Source organism: Nocardioides sp. BE266, from assembly GCF_031457855.1.
Taxonomy (GTDB): Bacteria; Actinomycetota; Actinomycetes; order Propionibacteriales; family Nocardioidaceae; genus Nocardioides.
In genome coordinates, this window is the sequence record NZ_JAURTI010000005.1 from 19,369 (window position 1) to 40,860 (window position 21,492).

Genomic DNA, 21,492 nt, shown 5'->3' on the forward strand with positions numbered 1-21,492 from the left:
CATCGAGGTCACAGCAGCCCTGCCACCGGCCACAGCACCGCCGCGATGGCGAACGCGGTGACGCCGAGTGTGGTCTCCATGACAGTCCACGTCTTCAGCGTGGTCTTCTCGTCCATCCCGAAGAACCGGCTCACCAGCCAGAAGCCGGAGTCGTTGACGTGGGACAGCACGGTGGAGCCGGCCGCGATCGCGACGACGAGCAGGGTGAGCTCGACGTTGCCGAGGCCGCCGGTCTGGCCGGCGATCAGGCCGGCCGTCGTGGTCAGCGCGACCGTGGCCGAGCCCTGAGCGACGCGCAGCGCCGTGGCGATGAGGAAGGCCTGCAGCAGCAGGGGCAGCCCCAGGTCGGAGAGCGAGGAGGTCAGCGCGTCGCCGATGCCGCTGGTGCGCAGCACGCCACCGAACATCCCGCCCGCGCCGGTGATCAGGATGATCGAGCAGATGGGTCCCAGTGACTGGTCGAGCACCTCCGTGGTGTGGGCCAGGGAGCCCGTACGGCGCCCGAGCACGGCGATGGCGACGAGCAGGCTCACGAGGAGGGCGACGGGTGTGTTGCCCAGCAGTTGGAGGAGCTCCACCCAGGTCTGCCCCTCGGCCAGGGTGCCGCTGGTGACCAGCGTGGTGAGCACGGTGTTGAAGGAGATCAGGACCAGCGGTACCAGCAGCAGGCCCAGGACCGTGCCGAACGTGGGGGGAGTGACGGTGGGGCGGTCGGCGTCGGTGCTTCCGTTGACCTCGCCGAAGAGCAGGGCGGGCACCGGGACGTCGTACCTGCGACCGAGGACGCGCGAGACGAGGTAGACGCCGACGTACCAGGAGAACACGGCCACGGGCAGGCCGATGAGCAGGACGACGCCGATGTCGGCGCCCAGTGCGGTGCCGGCGGCGACCGGGCCGGGGTGCGGCGGGACGATCGCGTGCATCGCGGCGAAAGCGCCGGCCGCGGGGAGGGCGTAGAAGAGCACGGAGCCGCCGAAGCGTCGCGCGACCGTGAGGATGATCGGGAGGAAGACCACGAGTCCGGCGTCGAAGAAGATCGGGAACCCGAAGAGGAGCGCGGCCACGCCCAGCGCCAAGGGGGCGCGCCGCTCACCGAACCGGTTGATCAGGCTGTCGGCGAGGACCTGGGCGCCTCCGGTCACCTCGAGGAGCCGACCGAGCATCACCCCGAACCCGACGAGGAGGGCGACCGAGCCGAGGGTCGTCCCGAACCCGGCCAGGAGCGCCGCCGGCACGTCCGCGACCGGGATGCCGGCGGCGACCGCGGTGAGCACGCTGATCAGCACGAGGGCGATGAAGGCGTGCAGACGGACCTTCATGACCAGGAAGAGCAGCAGGCCGACGGCGGCTGCGGCGATCAGCAGGAGGACGGGCGTGCTGTACGCCGGTTCGAGGTTGTCCATGGGGGAGGGCTCCAAAGGTGGGGTCGTGGTGGACGCGGTGTGAGCGTCGTCACAGGTCCCGGGCATCTTCGCCGAAAGGTACTACCTTTGGCAAGCCGTGGTGTCTGCGCCAGTCTTCGGGAGGGGCCGGAAGCCTGCACAGGCTTGTGCACAGGGACGCTCCGCCTGTGCACGTGAGGCGGGCGTCGTACACAGATTTCGGGTGCGGCCTGTGGGACTGGGGGACGGTGTTGTCGGGCCTCTCCGGCCGGTCCTAGAGTCGCGCGAAGCCGTTCTCGGAACTGTCGACGTGTCGACAAAGTTCATGGCCTTCGGCGTGATCCAATCGAACCCCCAGCCGACGCGAAGGAGCTGACATGAGTGGTGCGGGATTCCCAGGTCCGGGAAGTTCCGGGAGCAGTGCCCCCGAGATGCCGCCCCTGGCCCGACCTCCGGTCCCGCAGGCCCCTTCTCCTTCCCCGGCCTCGAGCCAGCCTTCCCCCCGAGACGAGCACCCCGTGACCCAGCCGATCCCCTTCGAACGACCGACCGTCGAGGTCCTCGAGCGCGACGACGCGCCCCTCGGGCCGACGGGTCGCCCGATGCCCGTCTTCCCCGAGCCCGGTCCGGTGACCCGGCGCGGACACGCGAGGGTGATCTCGATGTGCAACCAGAAGGGTGGCGTCGGCAAGACCACCACCACGATCAACCTCGGCGCGTCGCTGGCCGAGTTCGGCCGCAAGGTGCTGCTCGTCGACTTCGACCCGCAGGGCTCGCTGTCCGTCGGCCTGGGACTCAACCCGCACGAGATGGACGCCTCCATCTACAACCTGCTGATGGACCGCGAGACAACGCTCGACGAGGTCGTCGTCCCGTCCGGCATCGAGGGCATGGACCTGCTGCCCTCCAACATCGATCTCTCCGCCGCCGAGGTGCAGCTGGTCCACGAGGTCGCGCGTGAGCAGACCCTGCAGCGGGTGCTCGCCCCCGCCCTGGAGCAGTACGACGTCATCCTGATCGACTGCCAGCCCTCGCTCGGCCTCCTGACGGTCAACGCGCTGACCGCCTCCGACGGCGTCATCGTGCCGCTGGAGTGCGAGTACTTCGCGCTGCGCGGTGTCGCGCTGCTGAAGACCACGATCGACAAGGTCCGCGAGCGGCTCAACCCCAAGCTCGAGATCGACGGCGTGCTCGGCACGATGTTCGACGGTCGCACGCTCCACAGCCGCGAGGTCATGGAGCGCCTGGTCTCGGCGTGGGGCGACACGGTCTTCCACACGGTCATCCGCCGCACGGTGAAGTTCTCCGACGCGACCGTCGCGGGCGAGCCCATCACGTCGTACGCCTCGTCGTCGACAGGCGCCGACGCCTACCGCCAGCTGGCCAAGGAGGTGCTCACCCGGTGGCCCGCCGAGTGAGCATGCCGGCCGCGGACGACCTGTTCCGGCCGACCTCCGACGGCGCTGCCGAGGCGGCGCCCGAGCAGCGTCCCCGCCGGGTTCGCGCGGTCGCCGACGACGCCGAGCCGACGCCCAAGCGCCCGAGCGGGCGGATCCGTCACGACGAGAAGATGACCGTCTACGTCACCGCCGACGAGCTGCTCGACATCGAGCACGCCCGGCTGACGCTGCGCCGCGAGCACGGCCTGGCCGTCGACCGTGGCCGGCTCGTGCGGGAGGCGCTGGCCCTCGTGCTCGCCGACCTCGAGACCCAGGGCGCCGACAGCCCCCTGGTCCAGCGGCTGCTCGACGAGTGAGCGCTTCGACCGACCTCGCTCCCGGGACGCTCGAGCCCGGCAGCGAGGCCCCGGCCTTCGCCGTACGCCTGGACAACTTCGAGGGACCCTTTGACCTGCTGCTCGGCCTGATCGCCAAGCACAAGCTCGACATCACCGAGGTCGCGCTCTCGCAGGTCACCGACGAGTTCATCGCGCACGTGAAGAACCTCGGCGACGCCTGGGACCTCGAGCAGACGACGTCGTTCCTCGTCGTCGCCGCGACCCTGCTCGACCTCAAGGCCGCGCGGCTGCTGCCGCAGGGCGACGTGGAGGACGAGGAGGACCTGGCGCTGCTGGAGGCCCGCGACCTGCTCTTCGCCCGCCTCATGCAGTACCGCGCGTTCAAGCAGGTGGCCTCGGTCTTCGAGGAGCGCCTGGCCTCGGAGTCACGGCGCCACCCGCGCGCCGTGGGGCTGGAGGAGCGCTTCGCGACGCTGCTGCCCGAGGTGCTGATCGGGATCGGCCTTGAGCAGTTCGCGCAGCTCGCGGCCAAGGCGATGGAGCCCAAGCCCGTGCTCGAGGTGTCGCTCCAGCACATCCACGCAGCCAAGGTCAGCGTCCGCGAGCAGGCCCAGGTGGTCGTCGACCGGCTGCGCCGCAGCGGCACGATGACGTTCCGCGCGCTGTGCGGCGACTCGCCCGACCGGCTGACGACGGTGGCGCGCTTCCTCTCGCTCCTCGAGCTGTTCCGTGAGGGCGCGGTGTCGTTCGACCAGGTCACCCCGCTCGGTGAGCTCACGGTGCGCTGGACCGGCGCCGAGGACGGCGACGTGGACATCCACGACGAATTCGACGGCGCCCCGCCGTCGGACGATGATGAAGGCAGCGATGCGCCGCCTGCCGACGCCGGTGCGACCGGTCCGGCGGACGAGCCCCAGGAGGACGAGTGAGCGAGCAGCCCGAGGCGGTCGAGGAGATCGTCGAGGACGTGGCCGAGCAGCCGACCGAGACCGACGAGCCGGCTCCCGACAGCGACGACGTGGACACCCTTGCGGTGGCCGTCGCCGAGCTGCGGCCGGCGCTCGAGGCGATCCTGATGGTCTCCGACGAGCCGCTCGACAAGGTCCGCCTGGCCTCCGTGGTCGGCCACCCCGTCGCCGACGTCGAGGCGGCCCTGGAGGGCCTCGCAGCCGAGTACGCCGAGCAGGGCCGCGGCTTCGACCTGCGCTCGGTCGCCGGCGGCTGGCGCTTCTACTCCCGTCCGGAGTTCGCCGCGGTCGTGGAGTCGTTCGTGCTCGACGGCCAGCAGGCCAGGCTCACCCAGGCCGCGCTCGAGACGCTGTCCGTGGTGGCCTACAAGCAGCCCGTCTCGCGCGCCCGGGTCTCGGCCATCCGTGGCGTCAACGTCGACGGCGTGATGCGCACGCTGCTCACCCGCGGCCTCGTCGAGGAGGCCGGGCAGGACGAGCAGAGCGGCGCCAACCTCTACCGCACGACGTCGTACTTCCTCGAGCGGATCGGCATCACCTCGCTCGAGGAGCTGCCCGAGCTGGCGCCGTACCTCCCCGACATGGACGACCTCGAGGACGAGCTCGCCAGCGTCGCCGGGCTGGACGCACCCGCTGAGCCGACCGTCGATGCGATGCCCGAGCCTGCGGCCGAGCCCGCGCATGCCCATGCGTCCCCGCACAGCGGGTCCGGCACCGAGCCCGACGGCGGCACCGAGATCGCATGACCACCCCACGAAACCACTCGCTCCGCTCGCGCTTCCGCAGGGACCCCGAAACCGCATGAAGCCCCACGACGCCCCCGACAACGACCAGCCGGCCTCGCAGCGCCCGGACACCGACGAGGACGGCCTGATCCGCCTCCAGAAGCTGCTCGCGCAGTCCGGCGTCGCCAGCCGTCGCAAGTGCGAGGAGCTGATGCTCGACGGCCTCGTCGAGGTCGACGGCGAGGTGATCACCCGCCTCGGCACCAAGGTCGACCCGCGCACGGCCGTGATCCGGGTCGAGGGCAAGCGGCTGCCGCCGATCAGCGACAAGGTCTACCTCGTGCTCAACAAGCCGCGCGGCGTCGTCTCGACGATGAGCGACCCCGAGGGACGCCGCACGCTCGGCGACCTCGTGGCCGACCGCCCGGAGCGGCTCTTCCACGTCGGCCGGCTCGACACCGACACCGAGGGCCTGATCATCCTCACCAACGACGGCGACTTCGCCCAGCACCTCGCGCACCCCTCGCACGAGGTCGACAAGACCTACGTCGCCGAGGTCGAGGGCGAGGTGCACGTGCGGACGGTCCGCGAGCTGCTCGCCGGCGTCACGCTCGACGACGGACCGGTGACCGTCAGCCGCGCGCGCGTGGTGGGCGGTGACCCGCGCCGCGAGGGCAGCAACCGCTCGATCGTCGAGCTGACGATCCACGAGGGCCGCAACCGCATCGTGCGACGGCTGCTCGACCACGTCGGCCACCCGGTGCGACGGCTGACCCGTACGGAGATCGGGCCGGTGACGCTGGCGCGGCTGCGGTCGGGGGAGATGCGCGAGCTGACCGTGGCCGAGCTCGGCGAGCTGATGGACAGCGCACAGCTCTGAGCGCTGTCGGTCGCCGGTCCTAGGGTTGGGCCCATGGCCACCGTGCACCCCGCACTGGCGCCCTACGTCCGCTCGATCGTGGTGTACGACGTCACGTTCGGCGCCCCGGGCGTGCACATCGGGATGCCCTCGACCGGCCTGACCTGCGTGCTTCCTGTCGATGAGCCGCTGGAGGTGGCCTGGGACGCCGCGCCGCACACCAGGACGTCCGGCTGGTCGTCGGTGTCCGGGCTGCACACCACCGCGGCGGCGGTCCACCACGGCCTGCACCAGTCCGGCATCCAGCTCAGCCTCAGCCCGGCCGGCGCGCGTGCGCTGTGGGGCGTCCCCGCGAGCGCCCTGGCCGGCGAGCTCCTTGCTCTCGGCGACGTCGACGCCGACCTCGGCGACCTGCCCAGTCGTCTGGCGGGCGAGGCCACCTGGGACGCTCGCCTGGAGGTGCTCGAGCGTGCCCTCCTCGGGGCGCTGCGCCGCCGCGAGCGAGCCGAGTCCCGACCCGAGGTCGCGCGGGCGATGGCCCTGCTGACGCGTGGCGTGCCCGTCGCCGCGACGGCTGACGACGTGGGCTACAGCCGACGACGCCTCACCACCCTGGTCCGCGACGAGGTCGGCCTCTCGCCGAAGACCTACCAGCGCCTGGCCCGGTTCTCGCGGGCCCACGGGCGGTTGCGCCGGGACGCGCTCGACGGCGACGTGTCGGTGGCGCGGCTCGCCGCCGAGAGCGGGTACGCCGACCAGGCCCACCTGGCCCGCGAGTGGACCGGCTTCGCCGGGTGCAGCCCGACGGAGTGGCTGCGGCGGGAGTTCCCAATCGTCCAAGCCACGGGGGACCGGGCCGAGGGAGCCTGAGTGGGACAGCCGGATCCACCGGCCCCACGAAGGAGGACCCCATGAGCACCGATGTCTCCCGCACCACCCTCTGGCACACGTTCTCGGTGCGTGACGCCGACGCGATGGTCGCCTGGTTGCGCGCCATCGGGTTCACCGAGCACGCGACCTATCGCGACGAGGCGGACCCCTCCGTCGTCGTGCACGCCGAGTGGGCGTGGCCCGGTGGCGGCGGGATCAGGTTCGGCTCGGAGCGGGCGGACTCCGCGATCGCCGGCACGGGTCCGGGAGCGGCGTACCTCGTCACGGCGGATCCCGACGCCGCCTTCGACGCCGCGGTGGCCGCCGGTGGCACAGTGGTGCGGCCGACGGTCGACCAGGACTACGGCGGCCGAGGAGGCAGCGTGAACGACCCGGAGGGCAACCACTGGTCCTTTGGCAGCTACCAGCCGGCCTGACGCCGGCCTGATCCCGCTGGCGAGACGGGCGGTGGGGAGCGCGGGTGCTGGCCTAGGGTTCTCCCGTGCCACCCATGACCGACTCCCAGCCCGGGGAGGCCCTCCCGGCGCTCACCGGACCGGTCGAGGTGGTCGGGGCCGGCCTGATCGGCACCTCGATCGCCCTCGTCTGCCGCCGCCTCGGGCTCGAGGTGGTGCTGCGCGACACCTCCGAGGAGAACGTCCGCACCGCCACCGGCCTCGGCGCCGGACGCGCCGTGACGGCGGCCGACCGACCGCAGCTCGTGGTCGTCGCGGTCCCACCGGCGGTGATCCCCGACGCGATCGTGGCCGCGCTCGGACGCAGTGACGCGGTCGTCACCGATGTGGGCAGCGTGAAGTCCGCCCCGCTCGAAGCCGTGTCGTCGCGGGTGTCCGCGGCTGACCTGGCCCGCTACGTCGGCTCGCACCCGATGGCCGGCAGCGAGCGGTCCGGACCGCTCGCGGCCAGCGCGGCGCTCTTCGACGGCCGGCCGTGGGCGGTCACCCCCCACGCAGGAGCGCAGGAGGCCGTCGTCGGGCTGGTCGAAGCACTCGTGCTGGAGTGCGGCGCGGCGCCCCTGCGGATGGACCCGGAGGAGCACGACCGCGCCGTCGCCCGTACGTCGCACCTGCCGCACCTCGCGGCGGTGCTCGTCGCAGGCCGCCTCGCCGCCGCGCCCCCGGAGCACCTCGCGCTCTCCGGCCAGGGCGTGCGCGACGTGACCCGGGTGGCGGCCAGCGACCCCGCCCTGTGGCAGCAGATCCTCGAGGCCAACTCCGAGGCCGTCCTCGACCTCCTCGCCGAGGTGCGCGCCGACCTCGACGCGCTGATGACCGCCGTCGCCGCCGACTCAGGTCCCGACCTGGTCGAGATCCTGGTGCGCGGCAACGACGGCACCGCGGCGATCCCCGGCAAGCACGGCGGCCCCGCCCGCCCGACCCGCTCGGTCTTCGTCTCGGTGCCCGACCACCCCGGCGAGCTCGCGCGCCTGTTCGGCGACGCCGGCGAGGTCGGTGTCAACATCGAGGACGTCCACATCGACCACGACCCCGGCCGGCCCGTCGGTCTCACCGAGCTGGTGGTCGAGGAGAGCAGCGCCGAGCGCCTCCTGGGTGCTCTCGAATCCCGCGGGTGGACGACTCACCGGTAATCTTCTCGCCCGTGAACAGCGTCGACACCACACCGGACCACTCGCTCGTCATCGCCGTCGACGGGACGTCCGGCTCGGGCAAGTCGAGCACCTCGCGTGGGGTGGCCGACCGGCTGGGCCTGCGCTACCTCGACACCGGAGCCATGTTCCGGGCGATGACCTGGTGGCTGCTGCGCGAGGGCGTCGACGTACGGGATGCGGGGGCGGTCGCGGCCGTCGCCGGCCGGCCGCGGATCGAGTCCGGCACGGACCCGCTCGCCCCGACGATCACGATCGACGGCGAGGACGTCTCGGTGGAGATCCGCAGCGAGGAGGTCAACGCCGCGGTCAGCCCCGTCAGCGCGGTGCCCGAGGTCCGCGCCCGCCTGCTCGACCTCCAGCGCGAGGCCATCGGCGCCGGCGGGATCGTCGTGGAGGGCCGCGACATCGGCTCGGTCGTGTGGCCGCAGGCCGAGGTGAAGGTCTACCTCAGCGCCGACCCCGACGCCCGTGCCGCGCGCCGTGCGGCGGAGGAGGGTGGATCCGACCTGGCCAGCACCCAGGAGTCACTGCTCGAGCGTGACCGCATCGACTCCGGGCGCGCCACCGCGCCGCTGACGATGGCCGAGGGCGCCGTGCACGTCGACAGCACCCACCTCACCCTGGTCGAGGTCATCGACCGCATCGTCGCCCTTGCCACCGAGGTCCAGGCTGAGGTCCAGGCGGGAGCGCGGGAGGGCGCGTGAGCGCGTGCCCGGCCGAGCTTCCCAGGAGCAGTGAGCGGCACCCCTCGACCAGGCTGCTGCACGGCCTCCGCCCGCCCGCGGCGTGGCTGGTCCGTCGGAAGTGGCCCGTCCGGGTGCACGACGCCGACCACGTGCCGGCCACCGGGGGCGTGATCCTGGCCGCCAACCACGTCGGTGTCATCGACGGCCCGCTCTTGGCGGTCTTCGCGCCGCGGCCCGTGCACGCATTGACCAAGCAGGAGATGTTCGTCGGCCCGCTGGGTGGCTTCCTGCGAGCCGCCGGTCAGATCCCGCTCTGCCGGTACGCCGCCGACCCGGGCGCCATCCGCGCCTGCCTGCGGGTCGTGCGCGACGGGGGAGTGGCCGGCATCTTCCCCGAGGGCACCCGCGGCGACGGCGAGCTGGGGCGCTTCCACCACGGCGCGGCCTACCTCGCCCTCGTCACCGGCGCGCCCGTCGTACCCGTCACGATGCTCGGCACCCGCCCGCCGGGCGGCGGGAGCAACGCCCTCCCCGCCCGCGGCGGCACCATCGACCTCGTGTTCGGCGCACCGTGGCGAACGGCACAGCAGCCCTGGCCCCGCACGCGGGAACACGTGCGTGCCACGTCGGTGTTGTTGCGGGAGCACATGCTGTCCGAGCTGGACGGCGCCCTCGCGCGGACGCGACGATCCTTGCCCGGACCGCTTCCTGCGGGACAATCCGAGGACGACCCCGACACGGGGCTCGTTCCTCCCATCCAGAAGCTGTGAGCACCCATGACTGAGTACGACGCCGTCAGCGTCGAGGCAGGTTCCGACGAGCCGTCTGGCCCGACCCCCGTCCTGGCCGTGGTCGGCCGTCCCAACGTGGGCAAGTCGACGCTGGTCAACCGGATCATCGGCCGTCGTGAGGCCGTCGTCGAGGACCGCCCGGGTGTCACCCGTGACCGCGTGTCCTACGACGCCAACTGGAACGGCCGCGCCTTCACCGTCGTCGACACCGGTGGCTGGGACCCCGACGCCCGCGGCCTCGCCGAGCGGATCGCCGCGCAGGCCGAGGTCGCGGTGACGCTGGCCGACGCCGTGCTGTTCGTCGTCGACGCGACCGTGGGCATCACCGACTCCGACGAGGCCGTCGTACGGATCCTGCGCAAGTCGGGCAAGCCCGTCGTGCTCGCGGCCAACAAGGTCGACGACCAGCGCACCGAGGCCGAGGCCTACGGCCTGTGGAACCTCGGGCTCGGCGAGCCCTTCCCCGTCTCCGCCCTGCACGGCCGCGGCTCGGGCGACATGCTCGACGCGATCCTGGAGGCCCTGCCCGAGACCCCGGCCGAGTCGTTCGAGGAGGTCGGCGGCCCGCGCCGTATCGCCATCGTCGGCAAGCCCAACGTCGGCAAGTCCTCGCTGCTCAACATGCTGGCCAAGGAGGACCGCGTCGTCGTCGACAACGCCGCCGGCACCACGGTCGACCCGGTCGACGAGCTGATCGAGCTCGGCGACCGCACGTGGCGCTTCATCGACACCGCCGGCATCCGCAAGCGCGTGAACCAGGCCTCGGGCCACGAGTACTACGCCTCGCTGCGCACCACCACCGCGATCGACCGCGCCGAGGTGGCCGTGCTGGTGCTCGACGCCAGCCAGACCGTCTCCGAGCAGGACATGCGGATCATCCAGAGCATCCGTGACGCGGGCCGCGCCATGGTCATCGCCTTCAACAAGTGGGACCTCGTCGACGAGGAGCGTCGCTACTACCTCGAGCGCGAGATCGAGCGCGACCTGGTGCAGCTGCAGTGGGCGCCGCGGATCAACTTCACCGCCCGCACCGGCTGGCACGTCGACCGGCTCGTCCCGGCGATCGACAAGGCGCTGGAGGGCTGGGAGACCCGCGTCGGAACCGGCGCGCTCAACACGTTCCTCGGCCGCCTGGTCGCCGAGCACCCGCACCCGGTGCGCAGCGGCAAGCAGCCCAAGATCCTCTTCGCCACGCAGCCGTCGGTCGCTCCGCCGACCTTCGTGTTGTTCACCAGCGGCAAGCTCGACGCGGCCTACGAGCGCTTCGTGGAGCGCCGGCTGCGCGAGGAGTTCGGCTTCGTCGGCACCCCGATCGTGATCCAGCAGAAGCCGCGGGAGAAGCGCAAGCGCTGATCGGTCCCGGGAGGCGGGTCGATTCCGTGAGTCCCGAGGGCCTGCGGTAGTGTTCCCCTCGCTCCGCAGGCCTCGTGCCGGGGAGCACTCGGGCTGTGGCGCAGCTTGGTAGCGCACTTGACTGGGGGTCAAGGGGTCGCAGGTTCAAATCCTGTCAGCCCGACCGAAAAGTAGCCCCTGACCTGCGGTAACGCAGGTCAGGGGCTTCGTCGTTCTTGAACCAGATACCCGAATGGGACGTTTATGGGACGAAAACCCCTCCCGAAACGGTCTGTTTTGCGGTCATGGGCCGGGTCGTGCTGCCAGGCGGCGCAATGAGCTCACGAGACCTTCGAGATCGTCATGTGGGTGACTCAGTGGGCGTTTTGCCGCCGGCGAGGCTGTCCAGAAGGGCTGTCACGTCGGGCGTTGACCGGTCCTTGACGATGTAGAACTCCTTCGTGATGTCAGCGGAGGAGTGCCCGAGAACACGGGCCGCGGTCTCGGGGTCGAGGTTGCGGTCGATCAGCGTCGCCACGGTCTTGCGGAAGGTGTGGGGCGTAACCCACTCGAGGTCCGTGTCGGCGCGGATAGCACGCCATCGCCGTTCGATGTTGCCCACCTGGTGCCAGGTTCCGTTGCGGGTCGCGAACACAGCATCGTGGGGGTTGGTGGGTTGCTCGATCTGGCGCCTCAGCAATACGGCGACCGCGAACGACGGCAGGGCGAGGGTGCGTTTGGAGGCGTCGGACTTGGGCTTGGCCTTCCGGTACGTGCCCTTGCCGGTCTCGGTCTTGATGGTCCCGCTGATTGAGGCAGTCGGTGGGGTGGTGGCAAGGTCGATGTCGGACCACCGCAGCGCGAGTACTTCGCCGATCCGGCAGCCGGTTGCCAGCAACATGTCGATGATGTCCGGAATGTCGTGGGTCGGCTTCGGTCCGGGGCGCTTCTGGGACATCCACGCGTCGACGGCGGAGCGGACAGTACCGAGATCCCGAATCGACAGCGCCTGCACCTCGTTGCGGGTCCCGCGGAGACGTGACGTCGACGCAATGGGGTTGGCGGCGATCGCACCGTCGATGACGGCCGCGTCGAGCATCATCTTGAGGACCGTCCTCGTCTTCTTCCGACGGCTGGGGGTTGGCTGGGACCTGAGGAGCCGCTCGAGGCGGCCAGCTGTGGCCTCGCGCAGCCGGATGCTGCCAATGGCGGGATTGATGACGTTGTCGAGGACGCGTTGGTACTCGTTTGCCGTTGTTGCTTCAGATCGCTGCTCGGCGCGGTAGAGCGTCAGCCAAGTCTCGCCAACCTGGCTGACGCGCATCTCAGGACCGATCAGGTCACCGGTCGGGGCGCTTCGATCAGCGATCTTCGCTTTCAGCTCTCGCGTCGCAGCGGCTGCTGTCCGCCCAGTCGCTTTGACGCGCCGCGTGACGCCGTCGAGGTCGCGGAATCGGGTGTGCGCTCGGTAGACCCCGGGGCGCACCGACTCCGTAGAGATGCTTCCGTACGTCCCGATAGGGAGAGGAGGGCGAGCCACAGTCCTACCGTTCGGTCGAGCGGCGAGGGTGCTTGTAGCGCGGATGGGAACGTCTGGACATCGACGAGACCGCAGGATCGGGTGCCGCCGCCCGGCCTGCGTCGTCGCCGATACTGCTGCCGGTCGTCGAGACAACATCAAGCGTCTCGGCGCGCTCTTCGATCCATACCTCGAGGTCGGACAGGCGGTACCGCAACGCGCCCCCTGCCTTCACTGCTCGCGGGCCAAACCCTGGCCGGCGAGTGCGCCAGGTGTACAGAGTCGCCTTCGAGATACCGAGGTAGGACGCAGCTTGTGCCACGTTCATTGTGGCCGGGCTGAGGCCTGGCTCGGCCTGAGTCGGCGTCACGAGAGGTGCTGGATGCACCACACGTACGCGAATCACGCCTGTGTCTCCGACTTGTGTATTGCGCACCACGGCGTGTGCCGTCTGAACGTCGACGTGCTGCTCATTGCGTGCTCCCTCGTCCGGTGCTGATTGCTAACGTGCTGACCCGTCGATGCGCGGGTGTGCGGCGGTATGACTTGATGGTCACCTACGGGGAACCACCGGTGGCGGCGGTCAGCCCTCCTGTGGATAAGCCGGACCGGCTGAGCGTGTGGGGAAGCCCTATTCGACAGACGTTCCGCATAGGTGCGTCTCTGGTGTCGCCAGCAGCGCAGCGACGTCTGGGCGAGGAGCGAACGTCGACGTAAGGATCTGGCTCGCGCTGGCCCCGAGCGGTGCCGCGGGTGCATGCTCCCTCCATGTTGACTGGAGTGTCGTCACTGGACCCGTCGCGGGCAGCAGATGTCGGTGTACTCCTCGTTCACGGCATCGGCCGTCAGCGTCCGGGTCGGTCATTAGTTGCGGTAACGGACAAAGTATCCGCAGCCTTCGAGAAGCAGGGACTACAGACTTCTTTGATCGAAACGAGGCTGCGCGAGTCCAAAGGCGCATCGGCGCTCATGCATGTGAGTGAAGATCCTGGTTCCACAGTCGAACCAGCATCGTTTTACGTTCGGTTCCTCGAGGCGCACTGGGCTGATTCTTTCGACCCGCCGGGCTCGACTCGCGTCATTGGCTGGGTCCTGTTGGTTGCACCGCTAGCGTTGTTGACCCGATCCCTTGAGGGTCTGAGCCTCGCCTACTCTCGGTGGTGGCACCATCCCTTGCACTGGTGGCGTATAGCGGCAGCAATGCTGAGCCTCGCGTTTCTGCCAATTGTCGCAGTGGCGCTGGCTGTGGTGACGTTAGCGCTGTCGCTCATCCGCCCTATTGTCCCAGTAGAGGCCCTCCGCAACTTCATCGGTTACGCGCAGATGACTGCTGCCCAGGTTCTGGGAGATAGCTATCTGTATACCGTTAGTCGGGTAGGTAAGAGTGCGATTCAAACAGTTGTGAACGACGGATTGACAGAACTAACAAACTGCAACTGGGTACTGGTCCTGGCTCATTCACAGGGGGCGCAAGTTGCTGTTGACTCGCTCGACGCCACCCGGCACACGCCAACGAGTCTGATCACGTATGGGTCCGGAATCGGACAACTTTCGTGGCTACGACAGTATGAGGGGCGGCGCGTGATTGATTTTGCATTGGGCACTGCAGCATGGTTGGGAATTGCTGCTGTCGGGGTCGTCTCCGCTGTGATTCTGCGTGCCGCACAGAACGGAAATCAAGCAGGTGCGGGATGGTTGGTTGCGTTCACCATGTTCGGTGGCTACATGGCTCTCCCTGGAATTGTATTGCATCTCGTTTCATTCCTGCAGGGGCAACGTCGCGATCGAATGCGGCAGGAAGTGCGCATTCTGCCGGGAGTCTCGAATTGGGTGGACATCACCGCGACGGCCGATCCCGTTAGTGGGGCACCAGTCGTCGGTTTAGCGTATGGCGGCGTCCAAGAAGTCTCTGTGGTCAATGGCAACAGTTTCCTCACCGACCACACGTCTTATCTCAAGAATAGGTCCGAGGTTGGCATGAGAATATGTGCCGAGATCGCGCATTTGGGGGGAGCGCCGCACGCGGCCGCGAGAATGCGGCCGTCAGCGGACTGGATCCAGTATCGCCACGCTTGGGGCCGCCGGCGCGTTGGAATGCGGATAGCTTGGCTGGGTGCATTCGCCATTACTGCAAGTTCGGCTTGGGCAGACAGCGCCGCGAATGCCGCCCGCCTCGCGACACTCCTGGCCAATGTTTCCCTCCTGCCAGACTTCTCAAATTTCGGTCCCCAGTGGTCCGGTCGAGTGGTAGTGACACTGCTCCTAGCTGTGCCCTCGTCGTTCCTCGCTATAGGTGCGTTGATCGTGGCTATCCACGTCAACGGGTTGTGGGTTCGCGACGCAGCGTTGAACTGGGATAGAAGCGAACTGGTTCAGGACACCGCGCGAATGACAGTCATCGCGGGCCTGCTCGAAATGGCGTCGATCTGTATTGCCCTCAAGTTCGGGGTGTTACTTCAAGGTCCATTTTCATCCCACACCTTGATAGAAGTTGGTCGAACTATCTGGCTGTACCTGACGCCGGTATCCTTTGCATTCTTGGCGCTCAGCGTAGTCTTCGGGAGTGAGAGGGCCAGAAGGTTTACGGAATCGCACATCTGGATTGTCCCGCTCGCGTTGACCGCAGTATGGACCTCGGCTACGACACTGCACCTTCTTGGCGTACTCGAAGGATGGTTGACGTTTTGTATCATCCTCCCATGGTGGGTTCTGCTCGTACCCGTTGTTCACTTGGTGGCGCGAGGTATGGCCATGGGCAAGTACGCGTATTCGGCTGAGGTGGTCCCGCCGCCGGCCGTTGTGACACGCCTCGTGGGTTTTGCGTCGGTCTTTGCGTTGGCTTCTGCGTACTGCGTTTGGATCCCGCGCTCTAGCGCGGAATTTCAAGGTGTTTTCTCTGTTCTTATACTTTTCGGCTTGCTCTTCTTGTGGGCATTTGGCTGGCTGTGGCTGGTGGAATTGATGGCTAGTCGCCGTCTTCAAGTTTTCACCGTAGTTGGGTGGCTGTTAGCATGGGGCGTACTTTTCGTATTTGTTGGAGTTCGCTCCTACGGCGCTCTGTAGGTTCACTGGCCGATTCACGCCAAGCAGTGGGTCGTTCGGTCAATGTAGGGGAGATCGAATTGCGCCGCCGTCATCGCGATTGTTCGTCCGGCGATTAAGACTGAGCGTGAGCGCGATTCGTCGCGGCGGTGTGCGATGTGCCGCGACCGGCGCACCTTGCTACTGCCACGCTGATCTTGACGTTGCGGGCCCAGGGGAGAGCGCGCCATTACTGCCTCGCGCCACTCGGGATCGAACGCAGGCTCGTCGACGCGGGTTGGCCATACAACGCGGCCAACTAGTGCGAACCCATACGCTCTAACGCTGCCTGACTGCACGCGGATGGGTCACTGGTTCGAACCCAGTATCGCCCACCGAGCAGAAATAGGCCCTGACCAGCGGAAACGCAGGTTTGGGCCTTTTCTGATTTTGGTGTCGTGTCGGATACGTGTCGGATCACAAGGTGTTTTCGCCCATGGCGGTGCCTCAGTTGAGTCGCGATGTTGTCGAGGCAGACAGGACGAGCGCCTAGCGAAACTGGCAGTACGGACGGAAGCGGAGCTGTGTCGGCCGGTCAACTTCTCTCAGCTGGCTGGGCACGATGGCCGATCGGAGTTCGCTGTGTCCCGGGCCTATCTCGATCGAGTGACGGCACCGGGGGAGGACGATCGAACGTTCGGTTCGCGAGGGCGGTTGTCAGAGTCCTCGACGGACGATGTCCCAGGGCGGAGTAGGGACCGCTGGCTCAGGGTGCTGTCGGCACCGCCGGTCAGCATGCCCGACGGTGCCCCACCACGATCGACCCCCCGGAAGATCGCGGCCAGCGAGGTCAGGTCTATCGGGGCGACGTGCGCGGCACATCCTCAAGGGGTTAACGAATTATCCTCTGTGTTCGGCCGAACGAGCCGGCAAGGCGCTATGCCGCCGGCGTTCTCAGCGACGGACGGTCGGGATGGGCCTCAGGGCGGCCTCGAGCTCGTCGAGGCGGATGCGGATCGGCCGGGTCCCGCACTGGTAGGCCGGGATGGTGCCGTCGCTGATGCGACGACGGATGGTCCGCGTCGAAAGTGACATGATTTGGGCAGCCTCATCGAGGCTCACGTACACCGGCAGCTGTTTGGTCGTGCTCATCGTCCGCTCCGCACCACGGGGTAGCCGCGCGTGCCGACTGACGGCGTAGCCCAAGGCGGCGCGCCCACAGCGATTGCGACGGCCCGTTCGGCGGTAGGCCTCGTCACTTCACTGGGCAATCGGCTGGTCATGGAGACCTACGTGCCAGGAGGCATTCGCTGAGGTCATCGACGGGCTGAGCGCGTGCCAGGCGTTGTGCGCCGGCCGGGTGCCAGGACGCTTGGTCAGGCCGTCTCGCCGATACGGCGAGGCTGACCATTCGTGGGGCATCCGTCGTCGGTGCAGACGCGGCGCAGTTCCACGCGCGGACCGGCCTCGCCCACGGTGTCCGCGTCTACCGTTCGAGCGATAGCAACGGGCGAGCCGCACGCGGCGCAGGGGGCGGTGTTGTCCATGGCCCGACCCTAGAACGTCTGGTGGTGGTTCCCCGGTTCTCCACAGACCAAGATGGGCAAGTGGCGGACGGGTATTCAGGCCGCTGCAGCGGTGTGGTTCTGCTTATTGGAGGGGGCCGAGATGGGCTCTTGCTTTCAGATGGCACAGGCGGATTCAGTCAGCGGGGCCAGGACTGCCCGGTCCTGTGTGGCGTGCTGGCCGTCGGGGTTTGGGCAGGGATGGTCCGAGCGTCACCGAGAGGCGCGGTCGGGCGGGTCGCAGAGTCTTCGTCGCCGCGCGTGCAGGTGACTGATGAGGACAGCAAGTCACCAGTGGCGGTGGCGATCGCGCCGGCAGCGGTCGCGGCTTGGACGACGGTGTGGCTGGAGGCCTGGAGCGCGAGGATGACGGCCACGGGTGCGGGCACGATGCGCTTGGCGAGGATGTCGGCGGGCGACACCCAGATTGCGTTCTCGTCCAGGGCAATGGGTACGCGGCCGGCGTCGATGTCGTTGTGGGCGCGCCGTGACATGACTCTGGCGGGTCCCGTGAGTCCGGCGGCTGTGCTCTTCTCGTCGACGACGTGGGCGAGTTCATCGCAGTGGCGCAACGAGACCAGGAGTGCGCGCAGCCCTTCGGAGGCGCCGGGGCGCGCGAGGATCTCGGGCGACGAGGCTCGGGTGGCGCCGTCGTGGGTGAGTTCTCGCGCCGCACCTCGTAGCTCCGCTGCGGCAAGCACGAGAACTTCGGCGGGTCGTGCGTGGGCGGGGGTGAGTTCGTCCCACCTGCAGCCCAGGTCGCTCCACGCGGCACCTGACCGACCGATGGCTTCGACGAGGCGACCGGGAAAGCCAACTTGCTCCCGCGCGGTTTCCATCAGTGTCATCGCGGACCCTGCGATGAATGCTTGCGTCCGGGTGACCAGCACGACGTTGTCGTGCCAGTCGGGTCCCGCCAGGGCGCGATGCGCTTCGACGTCCCAACGTGCCAGAGCAAGATTCAGCCGGCCGACGGACGTGGGGGCGGGATGGTGTTCGCCGATGAGGAGGTGGGTGAACTGACGTCGGCTGACGAAGCTCGCCGCGGCGGCTTCAGCGGCACCGATGCGGCGGACCCACTCGGTGACGGGGGCGACGGCGTATGGAATGCGCTCGCCCGGCGCAGCGAGGGGACGAGGCGTGGCGGCAGCGGCAGCGTGTTGGTTGCGGCCGTGTTGGAGGAGGGCCACAGAGACAGCGTGGGTCGCAAGGTAGATCGAGTGAAGGAGCCGGGCTCGCGCTGCTTCGAGGTCGTCTCGACCTGCCGCGGAGAGCGGACCAACGTGGGCGAAGCGTCGCGTGAGGTCAGCTGCTCTGGAGAGCGTGTCCGCCATCTCCATGATCCGCTGGTCCGGCACGTCCGGCCCTGGCCACCGTTTGGTGGAGAGTCGATGAGAGACGCCGACGCTGATCACTTCTAGGCGGTCCATGCACGTGGCTGGCTGAGCTCCACGAGCCGCCGCCCGAGATGGCGTCGGTGAGGGCGCAGGGGATGGCGCCGGCACCCACTCGAGGAGGGGTGTGGGGAGCGGCGCGGGGATGGCGTGCCACATGCTGCTGGCTGATGAGATCAGGGTGGGCCACGCGTGGAGGAGCGGTCCGGCGTCGTGCTCCGAGACGTCCATCAGTAGGAGGCGTGCCTGCCGATCGACGTCGAAGAGCAGCTCGCCGACGCTGCGCTGGTCGGAGGTGTGGGTGATGGTGTTGAGGTCGAAGAGTTCGACGTCGGCGCGGTCGTACATGGGCGACAGCGGGCCGTTCGTGGGGTCCTTCAATGGGTCAGTCATGGCTCACCACGGGATGCGGTCCGCGTCGCGGATGAGGTCGCACAGGTCGACAGCGAGTTCCGCGGCATCGGGCAGCGCTGCAGTCCTGAGGGGGAGGGTGCGTGTGAGGCGCTCCGCCGCGCGGAGGAGGGCGGGCACGCCGCTGTGGTCGTCGCGTTCGGGGCCAAGAACCGGTGCTGCAGTACTCAGCGCGAGGTAGGGCTGCGCTCGGACGAGATAGATGCCTAGGCCGAGGTCCATCCGCGGTGGGTCTGGCAGCTCGATGGCCCAGGTTTGGTCGTAGGCGCGGTCAAGCAGGGCGCTGATCTCGCCGATCGCACGTAGTTCGTCTTCGTGACTGAGGGGGTGCGGGTTCATCTCGCCAGGTTCCGGGAGGGCGAACCTGCCTGGGCGGAACCGGGTGAGTCTGTGGGACCCGCAAGGCGATCCGAGCGCCTGTGGAAAACGCCATGGCAGGCCCGCGGCGAACACACACTGGTCATGGGCACCTACGGGCAGGAGCCGCGCGGGTGCGCTCAGCCTCCAACCCGATGAGCCCCACCAGAGGACCCGTACCGGGGAGAGAACTCGAGAGGAGAGCTCGACATGAACCGAATGCCGGATCGACTACTGCGCTTGTTGCTCAACGGCCCATCGGTGCTGGCCAGCCTCGTGATCTACGTGTGCGTTCTGACGTCCTTGCCGGATGTCGTCGCACTGGTCGTTCTCGTGCTTCTGGTGGCTGCGATGTCCATGCCTATCGCGGGTCGCGCCGAGGTGATCGTGGCGCAGGCACTGTCGTGGTCACGCCCCGCGTCGTCTGAGGAGCTCGCGCTCTGGGCGAGCGTCGAGACACTGGTCGACGCAGGCGGCGCCGGCTGCGGGAGGGTCGGCAATCGGCCCGTGCTCGTCAGGCGATCTCCGACTTCGCGTGCTGCGCAGGTGAGCCACGCGGGTCGGGCAGTGGTAGTGGTCTCACCTCTGGTTCTGCAGGACTTGGCCACGCAGCAGGTCTCCGCGGTAGCGGTGGCCGGTGAGGTGGCCCGCAGTCGCGCCGAGCATCACGTCGCGCCCTGTCGTGGCACCGTCCACGGATGGCTCGTGACTCTTCCTGTCCGAGTCCTGGCGGTCGCTCTTGGCCCGCTGCTTGGCCGGTTGTTCAGGTGGCAGCCGGTCGTCGTGGCGTGGCAGTTGCGAGCGGTGATCGGCGCAATCTGTGTGGCCGACGGCGTCACACACGACCGGCTGTGGGGTGGCCTCGCAGCCGCGACCGTCGTGCTCATCAGCTACATGATGTCCACCGCCAAGAGGGAGGTCTCTCGACGAACGGCCTCGCAGGCCGAGATGGTCCGGAACGCGGCAGGGCTCCGGCATGGCCGAGTTCTTGAGGCTGGTTCTTCACCCGCTGGGGTACGCGCGCCGGTCGTGATCGATGTCGCCGAGACTTCGCCGAGCATCGCTGCTGCGGATCGACCTCGTCTGTATCTCGTGCGGACCGAGTAGTCCGCACGTAGTCCCCGCGGCCACTGGTGGGGGCCTCGGGACTCAGAGGCGCGCCGCCGGGGAGGGCACCCTCTCAGCTGGTTGAGGCGCGACCGCGATCTTGAGGGGGTCCGTCTGGTGCGGTCAGGCCGGCTGCCTGGACCCGCTGAGTGAGTCGTGGCTGCCTCTTCTCATGTGGGCGAGTTGGGCGCACAATCGCGTCAAGGCGATCTTGTCTCACTTCATCGGGGGAGTAGACCGCCACTGGGTAAGGGAGGCCCTCGGTAGTGCGACTCCTTGCGCCCCTGCCCGGTGCCTGTGGATAACCGTTTCGCTCCGGCGCAATCGTCGTAGTTTGCGAAGCGAGTCGGCGCGCGTTGAACGCTCCGCCTCGACTCCGATCCGTAGGTGGTCGGAGGACTCGGGAGGAACTGAGCAGCGATGTCGGTTGATGCAGACCGCAGGTCCGGACCGGACGCCCGCACGGCCGTGCCGGCGATGGGCGCTGCCTCGAGGCCGTTGCCCAACATCAGAGCTCGTCGCCGCCCGTGGCTGTTCGCGCTCATGGCGGCCCTGGTGGCAGCCGGTGGGCTGCTGGCGGCGTACGCGTACACCTCGCTCGATTCCACCGAAGCCGTGCTGGTCCTCTCCGACGACGTCGCCCGGGGTGCCGTGATCGAGCAGTCGGACGTCTCGGTGGTCCGGCTGAGCGTCGACCCGGCCCTCTCGGCCGTCGTGGCAGCCGACGAGTCCCGGATCGTGGGGCAGCGGGCGGCCGCCGACTTGTGGTCGGGCACCTTGATCACCGCAGACTCGGTCGCCGAGTCCGTCGTTCCCGTCGCCGGTCAGTCGCTCGTGGGTGTCAGCCTCACGAGTGCCCAGATGCCGTCAGAGCCGCTCTATGCCGGCGACGACGTGCGGCTCGTGCTGACTCCCGAAGGCGCAGCGGGAACCGGATCGGACACCCAGCCGCTGCGCACCATCGACGCGTCCGTGGTCAACGTGTCCTACGTCCCCGAGACCGGGAACACGGTCGTCGACGTGACCGTGGCCGAAGACGAGGCCGCGGACCTCGCTGCGGCTGGGGCTCGGGGCGGTGTCGCACTCGTGCTGGATACGCGGGAGAAGTGACGTGGCTCTGGTCGTGGTGTGCTCCGC

General features: G+C 68.7%; 20 protein-coding genes and 1 tRNA gene. 15 read left to right on the top strand and 6 right to left on the bottom strand.

The features are described 5' to 3' along the window. Nucleotides 1-8 precede the first annotated feature (8 nt). Complete coding sequence (locus J2X46_RS15580) at nt 9-1,403, bottom strand: gluconate:H+ symporter (RefSeq protein WP_310252124.1); 1,395 nt, start codon at nt 1,401-1,403, stop codon at nt 9-11. 497 nt (nt 1,404-1,900) lie between these two features. On the opposite strand from J2X46_RS15580, the gene J2X46_RS15585 reads away from it, so the two are divergent. From J2X46_RS15585 to J2X46_RS15640, 12 genes are all read left to right on the top strand, one after another. After that, nucleotides 1,901-2,800 (top strand): ParA family protein, encoded by a 900-nt coding sequence (locus J2X46_RS15585; RefSeq protein WP_310252126.1) that lies wholly within the window; start codon nt 1,901-1,903, stop codon nt 2,798-2,800. Further along, nucleotides 2,785-3,138 (top strand): hypothetical protein, encoded by a 354-nt coding sequence (locus J2X46_RS15590; protein ID WP_310252128.1) that lies wholly within the window; start codon nt 2,785-2,787, stop codon nt 3,136-3,138. Before J2X46_RS15585 ends, J2X46_RS15590 begins: the two co-directional genes overlap by 16 nt. Then, on the top strand, nt 3,135-4,049 hold the full coding sequence (locus J2X46_RS15595) for a segregation/condensation protein A (protein WP_310252130.1): 915 nt from the start codon (nt 3,135-3,137) through the stop codon (nt 4,047-4,049). Before J2X46_RS15590 ends, J2X46_RS15595 begins: the two co-directional genes overlap by 4 nt. Beyond that, nucleotides 4,046-4,834, top strand: coding sequence for an SMC-Scp complex subunit ScpB (gene scpB / locus J2X46_RS15600; RefSeq protein ID WP_310252132.1), 789 nt, complete (start codon nt 4,046-4,048; stop codon nt 4,832-4,834). The genes J2X46_RS15595 and scpB overlap by 4 nt, the downstream gene beginning before the upstream one ends. Nucleotides 4,835-4,889: 55 nt before the next feature. After that, nucleotides 4,890-5,693, top strand: a complete 804-nt coding sequence (locus J2X46_RS15605) for a pseudouridine synthase (RefSeq protein WP_310252134.1) — start codon at nt 4,890-4,892, stop codon at nt 5,691-5,693. A 33-nt stretch (nt 5,694-5,726) separates the two neighbouring features. Further along, nucleotides 5,727-6,542, top strand: coding sequence for a helix-turn-helix domain-containing protein (locus J2X46_RS15610; protein WP_310252136.1), 816 nt, complete (start codon nt 5,727-5,729; stop codon nt 6,540-6,542). 41 nt (nt 6,543-6,583) lie between these two features. Further along, nucleotides 6,584-6,979: a VOC family protein gene (locus J2X46_RS15615; RefSeq protein WP_310252138.1), complete on the top strand. Its 396-nt coding sequence runs from the start codon at nt 6,584-6,586 to the stop codon at nt 6,977-6,979. A 74-nt stretch (nt 6,980-7,053) separates the two neighbouring features. Further along, complete coding sequence (locus J2X46_RS15620; protein WP_310252965.1) at nt 7,054-8,151, top strand: prephenate dehydrogenase; 1,098 nt, start codon at nt 7,054-7,056, stop codon at nt 8,149-8,151. A gap of 11 nt (nt 8,152-8,162) precedes the next feature. Further along, a complete protein-coding gene (gene cmk, locus J2X46_RS15625; RefSeq protein WP_310252141.1) occupies nt 8,163-8,876 on the top strand; it encodes a (d)CMP kinase in 714 nt (237 codons plus the stop codon). Further along, nucleotides 8,873-9,628 carry a lysophospholipid acyltransferase family protein gene (locus tag J2X46_RS15630; protein WP_310252142.1) on the top strand — a complete coding sequence of 252 codons (756 nt, stop codon included), beginning with the start codon at nt 8,873-8,875 and terminating at the stop codon, nt 9,626-9,628. Before cmk ends, J2X46_RS15630 begins: the two co-directional genes overlap by 4 nt. A gap of 6 nt (nt 9,629-9,634) precedes the next feature. Further along, a complete protein-coding gene (gene der, locus J2X46_RS15635) occupies nt 9,635-11,002 on the top strand; it encodes a ribosome biogenesis GTPase Der (protein ID WP_310252144.1) in 1,368 nt (455 codons plus the stop codon). A gap of 89 nt (nt 11,003-11,091) precedes the next feature. After that, nucleotides 11,092-11,165: transfer RNA gene (locus tag J2X46_RS15640), tRNA-Pro, on the top strand. A gap of 177 nt (nt 11,166-11,342) precedes the next feature. Here J2X46_RS15640 and J2X46_RS15645 read toward each other — a convergent pair. Continuing rightward, nucleotides 11,343-12,467 (bottom strand): site-specific integrase, encoded by a 1,125-nt coding sequence (locus tag J2X46_RS15645; protein WP_310252146.1) that lies wholly within the window; start codon nt 12,465-12,467, stop codon nt 11,343-11,345. Between the two features lie 58 nt (nt 12,468-12,525). Continuing rightward, nucleotides 12,526-12,828 carry a helix-turn-helix domain-containing protein gene (locus J2X46_RS15650; protein ID WP_310252966.1) on the bottom strand — a complete coding sequence of 101 codons (303 nt, stop codon included), beginning with the start codon at nt 12,826-12,828 and terminating at the stop codon, nt 12,526-12,528. 440 nt (nt 12,829-13,268) lie between these two features. Here J2X46_RS15650 and J2X46_RS15655 point away from each other — a divergent pair, with 440 nt between their 5' ends. After that, on the top strand, nt 13,269-15,563 hold the full coding sequence (locus J2X46_RS15655; protein ID WP_310252148.1) for a hypothetical protein: 2,295 nt from the start codon (nt 13,269-13,271) through the stop codon (nt 15,561-15,563). A 912-nt stretch (nt 15,564-16,475) separates the two neighbouring features. On the opposite strand, the gene J2X46_RS15660 is transcribed toward J2X46_RS15655, so the two are convergent. From J2X46_RS15660 to J2X46_RS15670, 3 genes are all read right to left on the bottom strand, one after another. Beyond that, nucleotides 16,476-16,673 carry a helix-turn-helix domain-containing protein gene (locus J2X46_RS15660; RefSeq protein ID WP_310252150.1) on the bottom strand — a complete coding sequence of 66 codons (198 nt, stop codon included), beginning with the start codon at nt 16,671-16,673 and terminating at the stop codon, nt 16,476-16,478. A gap of 553 nt (nt 16,674-17,226) precedes the next feature. After that, nucleotides 17,227-18,873, bottom strand: a complete 1,647-nt coding sequence (locus tag J2X46_RS15665) for a hypothetical protein (RefSeq protein WP_310252152.1) — start codon at nt 18,871-18,873, stop codon at nt 17,227-17,229. A gap of 3 nt (nt 18,874-18,876) precedes the next feature. Further along, nucleotides 18,877-19,230 (bottom strand): hypothetical protein, encoded by a 354-nt coding sequence (locus J2X46_RS15670; RefSeq protein WP_310252154.1) that lies wholly within the window; start codon nt 19,228-19,230, stop codon nt 18,877-18,879. 228 nt (nt 19,231-19,458) lie between these two features. On the opposite strand from J2X46_RS15670, the gene J2X46_RS15675 reads away from it, so the two are divergent. After that, entirely contained in the window at nt 19,459-20,355 is an 897-nt protein-coding gene (locus J2X46_RS15675) for a hypothetical protein (protein ID WP_310252156.1), read from the top strand. 420 nt (nt 20,356-20,775) lie between these two features. Further along, the gene (locus tag J2X46_RS15680) at nt 20,776-21,465 is read left to right on the top strand and encodes an SAF domain-containing protein (RefSeq protein ID WP_310252158.1); all 690 of its coding nucleotides are present in this window, start codon (nt 20,776-20,778) and stop codon (nt 21,463-21,465) included. Nucleotides 21,466-21,492: the final 27 nt, after the last annotated feature.

Bases quoted from the DNA above. Each gene is read 5' to 3' on its own strand.
- J2X46_RS15675 (WP_310252156.1), top strand. From the start codon at position 19,459: ATGAACCGAATGCCGGATCGACTACTGCGCTTGTTGCTCAACGGCCCA.
- J2X46_RS15665 (WP_310252152.1), bottom strand. From the start codon at position 18,873: ATGACTGACCCATTGAAGGACCCCACGAACGGCCCGCTGTCGCCCATG.
- J2X46_RS15620 (WP_310252965.1), top strand. From the start codon at position 7,054: ATGACCGACTCCCAGCCCGGGGAGGCCCTCCCGGCGCTCACCGGACCG.
- J2X46_RS15605 (WP_310252134.1), top strand. From the start codon at position 4,890: ATGAAGCCCCACGACGCCCCCGACAACGACCAGCCGGCCTCGCAGCGC.
- J2X46_RS15615 (WP_310252138.1), top strand. From the start codon at position 6,584: ATGAGCACCGATGTCTCCCGCACCACCCTCTGGCACACGTTCTCGGTG.
- J2X46_RS15660 (WP_310252150.1), bottom strand. From the start codon at position 16,673: ATGAGCACGACCAAACAGCTGCCGGTGTACGTGAGCCTCGATGAGGCT.
- J2X46_RS15580 (WP_310252124.1), bottom strand. From the start codon at position 1,403: ATGGACAACCTCGAACCGGCGTACAGCACGCCCGTCCTCCTGCTGATC.
- J2X46_RS15680 (WP_310252158.1), top strand. From the start codon at position 20,776: ATGTCGGTTGATGCAGACCGCAGGTCCGGACCGGACGCCCGCACGGCC.
- J2X46_RS15655 (WP_310252148.1), top strand. From the start codon at position 13,269: ATGTTGACTGGAGTGTCGTCACTGGACCCGTCGCGGGCAGCAGATGTC.
- J2X46_RS15650 (WP_310252966.1), bottom strand. From the start codon at position 12,828: ATGAACGTGGCACAAGCTGCGTCCTACCTCGGTATCTCGAAGGCGACT.
- J2X46_RS15670 (WP_310252154.1), bottom strand. From the start codon at position 19,230: ATGAACCCGCACCCCCTCAGTCACGAAGACGAACTACGTGCGATCGGC.
- J2X46_RS15610 (WP_310252136.1), top strand. From the start codon at position 5,727: ATGGCCACCGTGCACCCCGCACTGGCGCCCTACGTCCGCTCGATCGTG.
- der (WP_310252144.1), top strand. From the start codon at position 9,635: ATGACTGAGTACGACGCCGTCAGCGTCGAGGCAGGTTCCGACGAGCCG.